The sequence below is a fragment of the Arthrobacter antioxidans genome (genome assembly GCF_023100725.1).
GTDB classification, from domain to species: Bacteria; Actinomycetota; Actinomycetes; order Actinomycetales; family Micrococcaceae; genus Arthrobacter_D; species Arthrobacter_D antioxidans.
This window is the reverse complement of sequence record NZ_CP095501.1, coordinates 2,075,721-2,087,720: the sequence shown is the minus strand read 5'-3', so window position 1 is coordinate 2,087,720 and position 12,000 is coordinate 2,075,721. Positions and strand designations below refer to the sequence as shown.

General features: G+C 71.4%; 13 protein-coding genes and 4 tRNA genes. 7 read left to right on the top strand and 10 right to left on the bottom strand.

The window, feature by feature from the left end; genetic code table 11:
• Positions 1-185: 185 nt before the first annotated feature.
• Positions 186-611 (bottom strand): peptide-methionine (R)-S-oxide reductase MsrB, encoded by a 426-nt coding sequence (gene msrB / locus MWM45_RS09580; protein ID WP_043445601.1) that lies wholly within the window; start codon positions 609-611, stop codon positions 186-188.
• A 14-nt stretch (positions 612-625) separates the two neighbouring features.
• Positions 626-1,114 (bottom strand): hypothetical protein, encoded by a 489-nt coding sequence (locus MWM45_RS09575; protein ID WP_247826253.1) that lies wholly within the window; start codon positions 1,112-1,114, stop codon positions 626-628.
• 96 nt (positions 1,115-1,210) lie between these two features.
• On the opposite strand from MWM45_RS09575, the gene MWM45_RS09570 reads away from it, so the two are divergent.
• Positions 1,211-2,479, top strand: a complete 1,269-nt coding sequence (locus MWM45_RS09570) for an alpha/beta hydrolase family protein (protein ID WP_247826252.1) — start codon at positions 1,211-1,213, stop codon at positions 2,477-2,479.
• On the opposite strand, the gene MWM45_RS09565 is transcribed toward MWM45_RS09570, so the two are convergent.
• Both MWM45_RS09565 and MWM45_RS09560 read right to left on the bottom strand, forming a co-directional pair.
• The gene (locus MWM45_RS09565) at positions 2,466-2,903 is read right to left on the bottom strand and encodes a SufE family protein (RefSeq protein WP_247826251.1); all 438 of its coding nucleotides are present in this window, start codon (positions 2,901-2,903) and stop codon (positions 2,466-2,468) included. The two genes, MWM45_RS09570 and MWM45_RS09565, sit on opposite strands and share 14 nt — an antisense overlap.
• Complete coding sequence (locus tag MWM45_RS09560) at positions 2,900-3,817, bottom strand: sulfurtransferase (RefSeq protein ID WP_247826250.1); 918 nt, start codon at positions 3,815-3,817, stop codon at positions 2,900-2,902. Before MWM45_RS09560 ends, MWM45_RS09565 begins: the two co-directional genes overlap by 4 nt.
• Before the next feature lie 251 nt (positions 3,818-4,068).
• Between MWM45_RS09560 and zapE the strand changes: the two genes are divergently transcribed.
• The gene (gene zapE, locus MWM45_RS09555; protein ID WP_247826249.1) at positions 4,069-5,103 is read left to right on the top strand and encodes a cell division protein ZapE; all 1,035 of its coding nucleotides are present in this window, start codon (positions 4,069-4,071) and stop codon (positions 5,101-5,103) included.
• A gap of 90 nt (positions 5,104-5,193) precedes the next feature.
• On the opposite strand, the gene MWM45_RS09550 is transcribed toward zapE, so the two are convergent.
• The 5 genes from MWM45_RS09550 to MWM45_RS09530 form a co-directional block, all read right to left on the bottom strand.
• A complete protein-coding gene (locus MWM45_RS09550; protein ID WP_082046393.1) occupies positions 5,194-5,445 on the bottom strand; it encodes an antitoxin in 252 nt (83 codons plus the stop codon).
• A gap of 164 nt (positions 5,446-5,609) precedes the next feature.
• A tRNA-Gly gene (locus MWM45_RS09545) sits at positions 5,610-5,683 on the bottom strand.
• Positions 5,684-5,712: 29 nt separating this feature from the next.
• Positions 5,713-5,784 (bottom strand) — tRNA-Val (locus MWM45_RS09540).
• A gap of 33 nt (positions 5,785-5,817) precedes the next feature.
• Positions 5,818-5,888, bottom strand: a tRNA-Cys gene (locus tag MWM45_RS09535).
• 52 nt (positions 5,889-5,940) lie between these two features.
• Positions 5,941-6,014: transfer RNA gene (locus MWM45_RS09530), tRNA-Gly, on the bottom strand.
• Positions 6,015-6,208: 194 nt separating this feature from the next.
• Between MWM45_RS09530 and MWM45_RS09525 the strand changes: the two genes are divergently transcribed.
• The 5 genes from MWM45_RS09525 to rpe all read left to right on the top strand — a co-directional run bounded on the left by MWM45_RS09525 (position 6,209) and on the right by rpe (position 11,167).
• On the top strand, positions 6,209-7,084 hold the full coding sequence (locus MWM45_RS09525) for a cytochrome (protein ID WP_247826248.1): 876 nt from the start codon (positions 6,209-6,211) through the stop codon (positions 7,082-7,084).
• A gap of 226 nt (positions 7,085-7,310) precedes the next feature.
• Positions 7,311-7,946, top strand: a complete 636-nt coding sequence (gene def, locus MWM45_RS09520; RefSeq protein ID WP_247826247.1) for a peptide deformylase — start codon at positions 7,311-7,313, stop codon at positions 7,944-7,946.
• A complete protein-coding gene (locus MWM45_RS09515) occupies positions 7,943-8,902 on the top strand; it encodes a methionyl-tRNA formyltransferase (RefSeq protein WP_247826246.1) in 960 nt (319 codons plus the stop codon). Before def ends, MWM45_RS09515 begins: the two co-directional genes overlap by 4 nt.
• The gene (locus MWM45_RS09510; protein WP_247826245.1) at positions 8,899-10,470 is read left to right on the top strand and encodes an RsmB/NOP family class I SAM-dependent RNA methyltransferase; all 1,572 of its coding nucleotides are present in this window, start codon (positions 8,899-8,901) and stop codon (positions 10,468-10,470) included. The genes MWM45_RS09515 and MWM45_RS09510 overlap by 4 nt, the downstream gene beginning before the upstream one ends.
• 34 nt (positions 10,471-10,504) lie before the next feature.
• On the top strand, positions 10,505-11,167 hold the full coding sequence (gene rpe / locus MWM45_RS09505) for a ribulose-phosphate 3-epimerase (protein WP_247826244.1): 663 nt from the start codon (positions 10,505-10,507) through the stop codon (positions 11,165-11,167).
• Between the two features lie 54 nt (positions 11,168-11,221).
• Here rpe and MWM45_RS09500 read toward each other — a convergent pair whose 3' ends face one another.
• A complete protein-coding gene (locus MWM45_RS09500; RefSeq protein WP_247826243.1) occupies positions 11,222-11,926 on the bottom strand; it encodes an acVLRF1 family peptidyl-tRNA hydrolase in 705 nt (234 codons plus the stop codon).
• Between the last annotated feature and the right edge of the window lie 74 nt (positions 11,927-12,000).

Sequence of the window (12,000 nt, the reverse complement as noted above, 5' to 3'; positions counted from 1 at the left end):
CGAGCCTAGCAATCAGAACAGGAACTCTTACCTACAGACCACGCGAGCATCAGAGATCCTTGTTCTAACGGTGGATTCCTCTTGCAGGAGGGCCAGCCGGCCTTCACAGCACCCGGAACGCAGGAAGGCCGGCCCCGGAGGGCCGACCTTCCTGCGTCATCCGCGCACGCTCTACCGCCGCGGGACTATTCGGCGGGCACCAGTTTCATGGAGACGGAGTTGATGCAGAAGCGCTGGTCCGTCGGGGTGTCGAAGCCCTCGCCCTTGAACAGGTGGCCGAGGTGGGAGTCGCAGCGGGTGCACCGTACCTCGATGCGCTCCATGCCGAGCGAGCGGTCGTGCAGGTAGCGGACCGTGCCCTCGGCGAGCGGGGCCCAGAAGGAGGGCCAGCCGCAGTGCGAGTCGAACTTCTCGTTGCTCGTGAACAGTTCGGCGCCGCACGCTCGGCACTCGTAGGTGCCCGCCGTCTTGGCGTCGTAGTACTCGCCCGTGTACGGGCGTTCGGTGCCGGCGTTCCGCAGGACCTGGAACTCCTCGGGGGTCAGCTCCTGCCGCCATTCGTCGTCGGACTTCTCGATCTCTGGCCGGTAGCTCTCACGTTCAGTGGTCATAACCCCTGCAACGCCTACGAGTCACCAATAAATCCCGACCCCGAGTACAGGTGCAGCACGGCGATGCCGAGCTTGGCCTGGGCCTTGCTGGCCCAGTCGGTGTGGAAGGTGTCCGCCATGGCGTGGGGGCGGGTGATCACGACGGCCTGGGCGGCGCCGCTGTCCGCCGCCTCCTGGATCATGGCGTCCACAGGATTCTCGCTGGTCGTCCGTCCGCGGGCCGCGAAGCCCTCCTCCTCGAGCAGCCGCAGCGATGTCGCGAGCGCCTCACGGGCGGCGGCCTCGTCATGGCGGCGGTCGTCGGCGGAGAACGTCCGGAACGCCTCGCCCACCTCGAACAGGCTCAGGTGGCGGAAGAACTCACCCAGCACCGATTCGCTGGCGTCCTCGGGGATCAGGACGACGATCTCCACCAGATGGTCCTCGCCCCGCAGCGTCCGCAGGTTGCGGAGATCCGGGGCGGTCAGTGCTTCTTCGCTCAGTACGAGGATTGTCTGGGTCATGGCGCCACTGTACTGCGCCGTGCTGCACGCCCTCCGGTCGGGATCGCAACGGTCCGCGAATCGACGACCTCGGCGCCGCAGGGTAGAAATGGAACCATGACATCGATGACGCCATCGGCTGCAGGGCAGCAGGGAACCGCACCGTGGCTCAAGTGGACGGCGCTCGGCGTGGGAGCGGGGGCCGCCGTCGCATCCTCCGCGGCCGGCGCCGTCTCGGGGCTCGCGGTGTACTTCGCGCGGCAGGTCGTGACGCCCGCGCGCACCCGCGACGAGAACCTCGACATCCTCGCCGTCGTCGGGTCCGCCGGCAACCAGACGGTCATCCTCCCCGCCACCGAGGACACGACCGTGGAGGGGACCTACAGCCTGTACTTCGATCAGGGGGCCGGTCACGCCCGTATCGGTGCCATCCGCTCCTACGTCCCCCGCGAGGGCACCGTGGAACGCTGTGTCGAGACGGTGCACGTGGGGGACCTGGCGGCGGCGACGCGCGGCTGGTGGAGCGGAGCCGTGTACGCCTCGCCGTCCGCGGTGGGCTTCGCGGACGAGGAGGTGCTCATCCCCGTCGAAGGCGGGGCAGCTCCCGCCTGGCTGGTCCGCGCCGAGGCGGCGTCCGGCACCTGGGCGATCATGGTGCACGGCCGCGGCGCCACCCGGGCCGAGGCGTTGAGGGCGGTCGCCCCGGCGCGGCGCCTGGGCATGACCAGCCTGGTCATCTCCTACCGGAACGACGGCGAAGCACCCGCGGCACCGGACGGCCGCTACGGCCTCGGCATGACGGAATGGCACGACGTCGACGCCGCCATCGACTTCGCGATGACGCACGGCGCCCGTGACGTGGTGCTCTTCGGGTGGTCGATGGGCGGGGCGATCGTCCTGCAGACCGCGGACCTCTCACGGCACCGCAGCCGGATCACCGCGCTGGTCCTGAACGGGCCGGTGATCAACTGGATGGAGGTGCTCGCGCACCACGCCGCGCTGAACCGGATCCCCGCGCCCGTGGGGCGTCTCGGCCAGTACCTCCTGGCGAGCCAGCGTGCGCGCAGGATCACCGGTCTCGCCGCTCCGCTGGATCTCAAGAGCATGGACTGGATCACGCGCGCCGAACAGCTGACCCTGCCCACCCTGATCCTCCACAGCGAGGACGACGAGTTCGTCCCCATCGGCGCCTCGGTCGAGCTGGCCGCGAAGAATCCCACCTTCGTGACGCTCGAGCGGTTCCACCGGGCCCGGCACACGAAGGAGTGGAACGTGGATCCGCAGCGGTGGGAGTCCGTCGTCGAACGCTGGCTCGACGGGTACCTCTACGGGCGGACCCTCCCCGGCGGCAAGATGCCCGGCGCGGCGGCTACTAGGCTTCCCTGATCTTCCGCTTGATCCGTCCCAGCATCGCGGACATGCCCCGCATCCGCAGGGGGGTGATGGCGCGGGTGAGGCCGAGGCGGTCGGGGACGTCGTCCGGTACCGCGAGGACCTCCGCGGCCGGCAGGCCGTCCAGCCCTTCGAGCAGGACGCCGGCGAACCCGCGCGTCGTCGGGGCCTCGCGCGGCGCCGAGAAGAAGAGGTGGACCGGATGGTCCGGCCCGCCGCCGATCTCCATGGTGAGGAAGAGCGGGCTCTGGCACTCGACGACCTGCTCGAGCAGCTCGGGATGGTCGCTGTACCGCTCGGGCAGCCCCGGGAGTCCGGTGGAGAACTCGAGGAGGAGTTGCAGGCGGTCCGCTTCGGACAGGGCCTGGAAGTCGTCGATGATCTCGGCGAGCTTCGCCGGAACGGTCTCCGCGGTCATCGTGCCGATGTCCGCGCTGCGGCGGGCAGGTCGCCGGGCTCGGTGCCGCGGACGATGGGCACGCGGACGGCATTGCCCCACTCGGTCCACGAGCCGTCGTAGTTGCGGACCCTGTCGAAGCCCAGCAGGTGCGTGAGGACGAACCAGGTGTGGCTCGAGCGCTCCCCGATCCGGCAGTACGCGACGACGTCGTCGCCGTCCTGCAGCCCCGCCTCGTCCCGGTAGATGGCGTCCAGTTCGGCGCGGGTGCGGAAGGTCCCGTCCGTGGCGGCGGCCCGTGCCCACGGGACGGAGCGGGCGGTGGGGATGTGGCCTCCGCGCAGGGCGCCCTCCTCGGGGTAGGCCGGCATGGTGGTGCGGGCGCCCGTGTACTCGTCCCCGGAGCGGACGTCGATCAGCGGATTGCCCAAGTGGTCGAGGACATCGCTGAGGTAGGCACGGATGGACGCGTCGTCGCGGTCCACCACCGGGTAGTCGGTGGCGGCGACCGCGGGCTTGTCGGTGGTCAGCGTCCGGTCCTCGGCGACCCACTTGTCCCGGCCGCCGTCGAGCAGGCGGACGTCCTCGTGGCCGAAGAGCGTGAAGACCCACAGCGCGTAGGCGGCCCACCAGTTGCTCTTGTCGCCGTAGATGACCACGGTGGAATCGCGCGTGATGCCCTTGGCCGCCATGAGGCGCGCGAAGCCCTCACCATCGATGTAGTCCCGCGTCACCTCGTCGTTGAGCTCCGTGTGCCAGTCGATCTTCACGGCTCCCGGGATGTGGCCCGTCTCGTACAGCAGGACGTCCTCGTCCGATTCGACGACGACGAGTCCCTCGGCGCCGAGGTTCGTGGCGAGCCACTCGGTCGAGACGAGCCGCTCGGGGTGGGCGTACTCGGCGAACTTGTCCTGCGGGTCGGGAGCCAGGGTCATTGCGGCCTTTCGCGTAGCTGTCAGCTGTCCGGACACGACGCGACGTCCTGCGGACGGGCGGTCGTGGTTTCCTCTAGCCTAACGACGCGGCCGGGCAATTGCTTCCGCGATCGGTCGTGCGTCAAGGGCTACCGGGAGCGGGTCCCGGAAGTACCGCGCGGACAGGGGTGCCGTAGTCTTGCGTAGCGGAACGGCAGCCTGCGGGCGTGCCGCCGCCACCACCAGCCGGAGAGAGAAAGCGGTCCACGTCCGTGCCAGCCATCGAACACCTGACAGAGCGCAGCCCCAGGGTCTCCGTCGATGAGTTGCTGGGCGGCTTCTACCCGTCGCCCCGCTTCGGCCAGGTGTCCTTCGACACCTACCGTCCGGACCCGCAGCAGCCGTCGCAGTCGGCGGCCGTCTCGAAGCTCCGCGACTTCGCGGCCTCCGTGGACGAGCCGAAGCCGTCGGGCCTCCGCCGGTTCTTCGGCGGGGGGAAGAAGCCCGAGACACGGGCCGGCATCTATCTCGACGGCGGCTTCGGGGTGGGCAAGACCCACCTCCTGGCGTCCCTGTGGCACGCGTCCTCGGGACCGAAGGCCTTCGGGACGTTCGTCGAGTACACGAACCTGGTGGGAGCGCTCAGCTTCCGCAAGACCGTCGACGCGCTGAGCGGCTACAGCCTCGTCTGCATCGACGAGTTCGAACTCGACGATCCGGGCGACACCGTGCTGATGTCGCGCCTGATGCGCGAACTCGCGGACGCCGGGGTCAAGCTCGCCGCGACCTCCAACACACTGCCGGGATCCCTGGGGGACGGCCGCTTCGCCGCCCAGGACTTCCAGCGGGAGATCCAGGTGCTCGCCGACCAGTTCGAGGTGGCCAGGATCGACGGCGAGGACTTCCGCCACCGCGGCCTGCCGCAGGCCCCCGATGCGATGGACGACGCCGGCCTGCGCGAGAGGGTCGCGTCCTACGCCGGCGGGATCCTCGCCGAGGACGAGTTCGGGGATCTCCTCCGGCACCTCTCGGACGTGCACCCGAGCCGTTACCGGCAGATGCTGGACGGCATCGACGCCGTGGCCTGGCACAACGTGGAGACGATCACGGAACAGGCCGTCGCGCTGCGCTTCGTGGTCCTCGCGGACCGGCTGTACGACCGCGACGTGCCCATCATGGCGAGCGGCACGACGTTCGACCACCTCTTCACCGAGGAGATGATGCACGGCGGCTACATGAAGAAGTACTACCGCGCGGTCTCCCGCCTGACCGCCCTGGCCCGGCAGGGCAGCGACGTGGCCTCCTAGCCCTCGGGCGGGCCTCCGGGCCCCTGCACGCAAGAAGCGCCGGTGCCGCCTCTCGGCGGGACCGGCGCTTCCTCATTGCCAGGCTGGGTGTTACACGGCCGGCGGGGAGGTGGGGCCGAAGCCGTCCTTGCCGTCCTTCTTGTCGACCTTGTCGACCATCTCCGAAGCCTTCGTCTGCACTCCGTCGATGTGGTGCGAGTACTTGCCCTGGGTCTTGCTGTCGACGAAGTCGCCAGCCTTCCCGATGCCGTTCTTCACCTTGTCGGAATTGTCGCCAATCAGTTCGGTCGCCTTACCCGCGAGGGTGCCGGCCTTGCCCTTGAGCCCGTCAAATAAACCCACGGACACCTCCTTTCGGTCGTGGAAACGCAGTCCGTTTCCGCTGCATCCAGCATAGGGGAGGACCGGGAGGATCGCTCGCGCGGAAGGGGCGGTTCGCCGACGGCGGAGCACAAAAAAAGCCCGGTCCTCGCCAGGACCGGGCTACGGCCGACAACCGGCCTGAGAGCGGACGACGGGATTCGAACCCGCGACATCCACCTTGGCAAGGTGGTGCTCTAGCCAGCTGAGCTACGTCCGCAAAAAAGCGCCCCCGAGGGGGCGCCGTAGTGGGCGATACTGGGATCGAACCAGTGACCTCTTCCGTGTCAGGGAAGCGCGCTACCGCTGCGCCAATCGCCCATTCTCATGGGTACTCGTGCACGTTCTGCACCGAGGTGGGGACGGGATTCGAACCCGCGTATACGGCTTTGCAGGCCGCTGCCTCGCCTCTCGGCCACCCCACCATGATCGGATCGCTCCGACCACCGGACGGATCCGGCCATACAGTGACTTGCGAGCGGACGACGGGATTCGAACCCGCGACATCCACCTTGGCAAGGTGGTGCTCTAGCCAGCTGAGCTACGTCCGCAGAGGAAAAAAGCCGAAACCTCCTGCTCCATGCCATGCATTTCGCGGTGTTTCTTCGTTTTCCAACGAGAGAAAACTCTATAGGACGTTCGGAGGTTCGTCCAATCGGCGGGGAGCGTCGTCCCTTCCGTGGGAGCCGGCGGGGGCGCCGCCGCCGGGACCGAACCTGTCGGAGCCACCTGAGAGACTGGGGTCATGACCGCCCCGCTCCTCGCCCACGCGACACCGCACGGCCGGATGTACGCCCGCTCCACGTCGGAGCAGCCCGCCGTCCCGTCCATCACCACCGTCATCTCGCAGCTCCCCACGTCCCTCGGCGGCTGGTACGGCCACATGGCGGCCAGCGCGCTCTCCCGCGACCCCCGCCTGCCGGGAGCCCTGGGCAATGCCTCGGAGCTGCGCACCGCCGTCCGGGAGGCCGCGTCGGCCGCCGAACGCTACCGCGACGAGGCGGCCCTGCGTGGGACGCGGGTGCACCACTACTGCGAACAGGTGGCACTGCGGGCCCTGGGGCGTCCCGACGAGCTCGACGCGGCACGCCTGGCCCTCGAGGAGCAGGGTGAGCTCGGCTTCGCCCAGCGGTTCGACGAGTGGTGGGCCCTCTACGACGTCCGCCCCGTGGAACCCGAACTGACGGTGTGGAACAGCGAACTCGGGTACGCGGGCACCCTGGACCTCGTCGCCACGATCAGTGGCCGCACGTGCCTGATCGACTACAAGACCAAGAACACCGACCGCGACGGATTCGTGAAGGCGCTGGACGACAAGGTGGTCATGCAGCTCGTGGCCGGCATGAAGGCGGAGGAGTCCCTCGTCGATCCCCTGAAGGGCGAATGGCGGGCGTGGGAGCACGGGGACCAGCCGCTGCTGCTCGGGGTGGCCGTCGGCCAGACCGAGGTCCGGGCCATGCGGGCCAATCCCGCCGTGCTGAAGAACCACTGGCTGCGCTTCTGCGCGCTCCGCCGGGCGTGGGAAGCCGGTTTCGACGCCGAAGAGGCGGGCCGGGCGCTCCTGCCGCTCGGTCCGCCGCCCGCCCGGCCGGCCCCCGCCGAACCCGCACTGCCCGCCTGAGGCAGGGCGCATGCCGCGGGAGCCGTCGACGGTCCGTCCGTGGTCGGCGTCGGATACGGCCCGGGGCGCCGCGGCACTAGGATTGACGGGTACCTCGCGCCCGGATCGGGGTGCGGGTGCCACGACGTCGTCGGACCGCCGCCGCGGTGCGCGCGCCCTCCGGGCAGCTGAAGCGACACGAGTGTCCGACGTATCCGAAGTGACCGAAGCGAGGAACAGAGTACCGATGGCCGTCCTGAGTATCCGCATGATCGGCGATCCGATCCTCCGTACCCCCGCCGCGGAGGTCACCGAGTTCGGGCCCGAGCTCGCCCGGCTGGTCGAGGACATGACCGAGACGATGATCGACGTGCAGGGGGCCGGCCTCGCCGCACCGCAGGTCGGCATCGGGCTCCAGGTCTTCACCTACCGGGTGGACGGCGTCCAGGGGCACGTGGTGAACCCCGTGCTCGAGGTCGGCGGCGCCTCGCAGGGGGAGTCCGACATCGAGGGCTGCCTCTCCGTGCCGGGCCTCGGGAGCTTCGTCGACCGGTCCGACTGGGCGCGCATCACGGGCAAGGACGTGTCCGGGCAGGACATCGCGGTGGAGGGCGAGGGCATGCTGGCGCGCGCCTTCCAGCACGAGACGGACCACCTCCGCGGAACCCTGTACATCGACCGGCTCTCGGGCGAGGACCGGACGAATGCGCTCAGGGCCATCCGGAGTGCCGACTACAACCAGGTCACGTCACGGACCGCGGTGGAGCGCTCCCGGTCCCTCGGATCGAGCTTCACCCGTCCTGCGACGCCTGCGACGCCTGCGACGCCTGCGACGCCGGTGGCCGGCCGCCGCGCCGGCGCGGCCGGCAGGACCGGCCGATGAGGATCCTCTTCGCGGGGACGCCCGGGGTCGCCGTGCCGTCGCTGCGCGCGCTGGTGGACGCAGGCTTCGATGTCGCCGCCGTCCTCACGCGGGTCGACGCGCCCGTGGGGCGCCGCAAAGTCCTGACGCCGAGTCCGGTCGCCGCCGCCGCCGAGGAGCTCGGGCTGCCCGTCCTCAAGGCGAACCGCTTCACCCCGGACCTCGTCGCCCACCTGGGGACCCTGACCCTCGACGCCGCGGCGATCGTCGCCTACGGCGGCATCGTCCCGCCGGCCGGGCTGGCCGTTCCCCGGCACGGCTGGATCAATCTCCACTTCTCGGTCCTCCCGGCCTGGCGGGGCGCAGCCCCCGTGCAGCACGCGGTCCTCGCAGGGGACGACGTCACGGGCGCGACCACGTTCCTCCTCGAGGAGGGGCTCGACACCGGTCCCGTCTTCGGCGTGATGACGGAGACGCTCGACCCCGGCGCCACGAGCGGGGAGGTCCTCGACCGCCTGTCCCACAGCGGCGCGATCCTGCTCGTGCAGACCCTGTCCGGTCTCGAGGCGGGTCGGGTGACGGCGACACCCCAGACGGGCGAGGCGACTCTCGCCCCCAAGCTCACGATCGACGACGCACGGATCGACTGGTCGCTCCCGGCCGTCGCCGTGCGCCGCCGCATCAATGCGGTGACCCCCGAGCCCGGGGCGTGGAGCACGCTCGACGGGCAGCGGGTGAAGCTCGGACCCGTCACCCCGATCGGCGGCCGTGAGGACGGGATGACGGACGGGGGCATGGACGGCGGACAGCCGGCCGTACCGCCCGGCCGGATCGACGTCGTCGGACGGCAGGTCCTGGTGGGCACGGGCACGGACGCGCTGGTCCTCGGGGACCTGCAGCCGGCCGGGAAGAAGATGATGAGAGCGCTCGACTGGGCGCGGGGCGCGGCGACGCGCGGAGAGCTGGTGTTCGAGTGAGTGCTACCGGAGGAACGAACAGGGGACCGGGCGGGCGCGGTGAGCGCAGCCAGGGTGCCGGAGGCAAGGCTCAGGGCGCCGGTCAGGGCGGCGGTACCCGGCGTCGCGACGACCAGGGCCGGGAACGGAACCGCGGCGGCGACCGGCAGTTCTCCCAGGCCGCGCCGTCGCAGCGTACCCGCCGCGCCGATCCCGCCCGCCTCGTGGCGTTCGAGGTCCTGCGTGCCGTGGCCGGCGAGGACGCCTATGCGAACCTCGTGCTGCCGACCAGCATCCGCAAGCACCGCCTCGACCGCCGTGACGCCGGTTTCGCGACCGAGCTCACCTACGGGGCCCTGCGGGGGCAGGGCACCTACGACGCCGTCCTGGCCCGCTGCGTCGACCGCCCGCTGGACCAGCTCGACCCCGCCGTCCTGGACGCCCTGAGGCTCGGTGTGCACCAGCTCCTGGCGATGCGGGTCCCCGCGCACGCGGCGCTGGACCAGACCGTGGGCCTCGTGCGCGCCGTGATCGGCGCAGGTCCGTCCTCACTCGTGAACGCCGTGCTCCGCAAGGTCACCGCACATGACCTGGACGGCTGGATCGCCGTCCTCGTGGAGGGCCTGACGGACCCGACCGCCATCGCGGCCCTGACCCACAGCCATCCCGAGTGGATCGTCCGCGCGATGCGCCAGGCGCTCGTCGCCCACGGCCGGGACGTCTCGGAGATCGACGCCCTCCTGGCGGCCGACAACGCCGCGCCCGTGGTCCATCTCGTCGCACTCCCAGGGCTCGGCACGCTCGACGACGCCCTCGGGGAAGGAGCCGAGCCGGGCCTGCTGGCACCGGGATCGGCCTACTACTCGGGCGGCGACATCAGCAGGCTCCCCGGCATCGCCGCAGGCACCCTCCGCGTGCAGGACTCGGGATCACAGCTCGTGGCGCGGGCCCTGGCCGCCGTCGACCTCCCCGGACGCCGCACGGACGGCCCCGAGCAGTGGCTGGACCTGTGCGCCGGCCCCGGCGGCAAGACCGCCCTGCTGGCGGCGATCGGGCTGGACGACGGCGTGCACCTGACGGCGAACGAGCCGGTCCCGCACCGCGCCCAGCTGGTGCGGCAGGCGCTGCGGCCCCTGCCGGAGGACTCCTGGACCCTCCGGGTGGGGGACGGACGCGACGTCGGGCGGGAGCAGCCGGAGAGCTACGACCGCGTGCTCGTCGACGCCCCCTGCACCGGGCTGGGCGCCCTGCGCCGCCGCCCGGAATCGCGCTGGCGCCGGAAGCCCTCCGACCTCGTGGGCCTCGCACCCCTGCAGCGCGAGCTCCTCACGTCTGCGCTGGACGCCGTCGCCCCCGGCGGCGTCGTGGCCTACGTGACCTGCTCGCCGCACCACGCGGAGACGGACGCCGTCGTCGACGACTGCCTGCGGAAGCGCACCGGCTTCGAGCGGGTCGACGCGGGAGCCGCGCTCGACGCCGTGAGCATCGGGGGAGCGCTCGACGCCGGCCACGGGACGAGTGCGCAGCTCTGGCCCCACGTGCACGGCACGGACGCCATGTACCTGGCGCTGATCCGGAAGAATCCCTGAGGACGTCAGGACAGAGGCAACGAAAGGAACGGCTGTGACGCATCTCCGTATCAATCCGAGCATCCTCTCGGCGGACTTCGTGAACCTGGAGGCCGAACTGCAGCGCATCGCGTCGGCCGACGCCGTGCACGTGGACGTCATGGACAACCACTTCGTGCCGAACCTCACGCTCGGACTGCCGATCGTCCGGAGGATCCAGCAGGTCAGCCCGCTGCCGCTCGACGTGCACCTCATGATCGAGGACGCCGACCGCTGGGCGCCCGCGTACGCCGAGGCCGGCGCCGCGTCGGTGACCTTCCACGCGGAGGCCGCGGCGGCCCCGGTCCGGCTGGCCCGGGAGCTGCGGGAGGCCGGCGCGAAGGCCGGCATGGCGCTGCGGCCGGCCACGCCGGTGGAGCCCTACCTGGACATGCTGGGCGAGCTCGACCTGCTGCTCGTGATGACGGTGGAGCCGGGGTTCGGCGGGCAGTCCTTCCTGGACCTGACCCTGCCGAAGATCCGCCGGGCCGCCGAGGCCGTCCGGGGGGCCGCACAGCCGCTCGCCATCCAGGTGGACGGCGGGATCACGGAGGAGACGATCCTCCGTGCCGCCGACGCCGGGGCCACGGTCTTCGTCGCCGGGTCCTCGGTCTACGGGGCGGACGACGCCGCCGCGGCGATCACCGCACTCCGCGCGGCAGCCGCCCGGAGGGCCTGAGGCGCACGGCGGCGCGGGGTCCGATCCGCGCAGGGGCACGGCTCGGCCACCCGGTCACGGGCTCTCCCCGGGCGGGTCGGTCACCGTGATCCGCACGGCCAGGGCCGTGCGGGCCGCCTCCTTGAGGACCGCGAAGCGGGGATCCGGCACCGTGAGGAACGGGACCTGCGGGAGGCCCGCGAACCGTGAGAGGACGGGCTCGCCGAGGGCGCCCGTCGCCAGTGTCCTGTCGCCGCCGAGCTGCAGGCACGACGGCGGATGGGCGCCGAAGAGGGCGGCGGCGCGGGCCGCGGTCTCCTCCACGAGGGCGTCCGCCTGGTTGGCCCGTCGCCGGGCGAACCGCTGCTGCGACCAGCCGCCCGCCGCCGTCCGGCCCTGGACGTAGCGCGTGCCCGTCTTCGAGGACACGACCCCGCCGTCCCGCGCGACGCCCACCGAGTAGCCGCCACGCCGGACGAGCAGGATCCCCACCGTGGTGGCCGGGTCCACCGCCGGGAGCAGGTCCAGGACCGGGCCGGCGCCCTCCGCCGACCCACGCACCGCACCTTCCGGTCCAGGCCCGGGGAGGGTGCCAGGTGGCAGGGGCGGGGTCAGGACCGCGATGCAGCCGTTCACGGCGGTCACCGTGACCGAGCCGTCCGCGCGCTCCGGCATCGCCTGCGCACTGTGCACACTGAAGGGGCCGTTCCGTGCTTCGAAGCGTGCGAGCCACCCCTCGAGGCGCCCGGCCTCGACGAGCACGGACCTGCTGGGGGTCATGGGCTTCCTCTCGTGGAGCGCGCAGTCCGGCGCCGTCCGTCCGGAGGAGCCTCGGCGGGTGCCCGCGCGTCAGT

What these genes read in the sequence shown, in the direction of transcription:
- msrB (WP_043445601.1), bottom strand. Translation starts at nt 611, where the DNA reads ATGACCACTGAACGTGAGAGCTACCGGCCAGAGATCGAGAAGTCCGAC.
- MWM45_RS09575 (WP_247826253.1), bottom strand. Translation starts at nt 1,114, where the DNA reads ATGACCCAGACAATCCTCGTACTGAGCGAAGAAGCACTGACCGCCCCG.
- MWM45_RS09570 (WP_247826252.1), top strand. Translation starts at nt 1,211, where the DNA reads ATGACATCGATGACGCCATCGGCTGCAGGGCAGCAGGGAACCGCACCG.
- MWM45_RS09565 (WP_247826251.1), bottom strand. Translation starts at nt 2,903, where the DNA reads ATGACCGCGGAGACCGTTCCGGCGAAGCTCGCCGAGATCATCGACGAC.
- MWM45_RS09560 (WP_247826250.1), bottom strand. Translation starts at nt 3,817, where the DNA reads ATGACCCTGGCTCCCGACCCGCAGGACAAGTTCGCCGAGTACGCCCAC.
- MWM45_RS09525 (WP_247826248.1), top strand. Translation starts at nt 6,209, where the DNA reads ATGACCGCCCCGCTCCTCGCCCACGCGACACCGCACGGCCGGATGTAC.
- def (WP_247826247.1), top strand. Translation starts at nt 7,311, where the DNA reads ATGGCCGTCCTGAGTATCCGCATGATCGGCGATCCGATCCTCCGTACC.
- MWM45_RS09515 (WP_247826246.1), top strand. Translation starts at nt 7,943, where the DNA reads ATGAGGATCCTCTTCGCGGGGACGCCCGGGGTCGCCGTGCCGTCGCTG.
- MWM45_RS09500 (WP_247826243.1), bottom strand. Translation starts at nt 11,926, where the DNA reads ATGACCCCCAGCAGGTCCGTGCTCGTCGAGGCCGGGCGCCTCGAGGGG.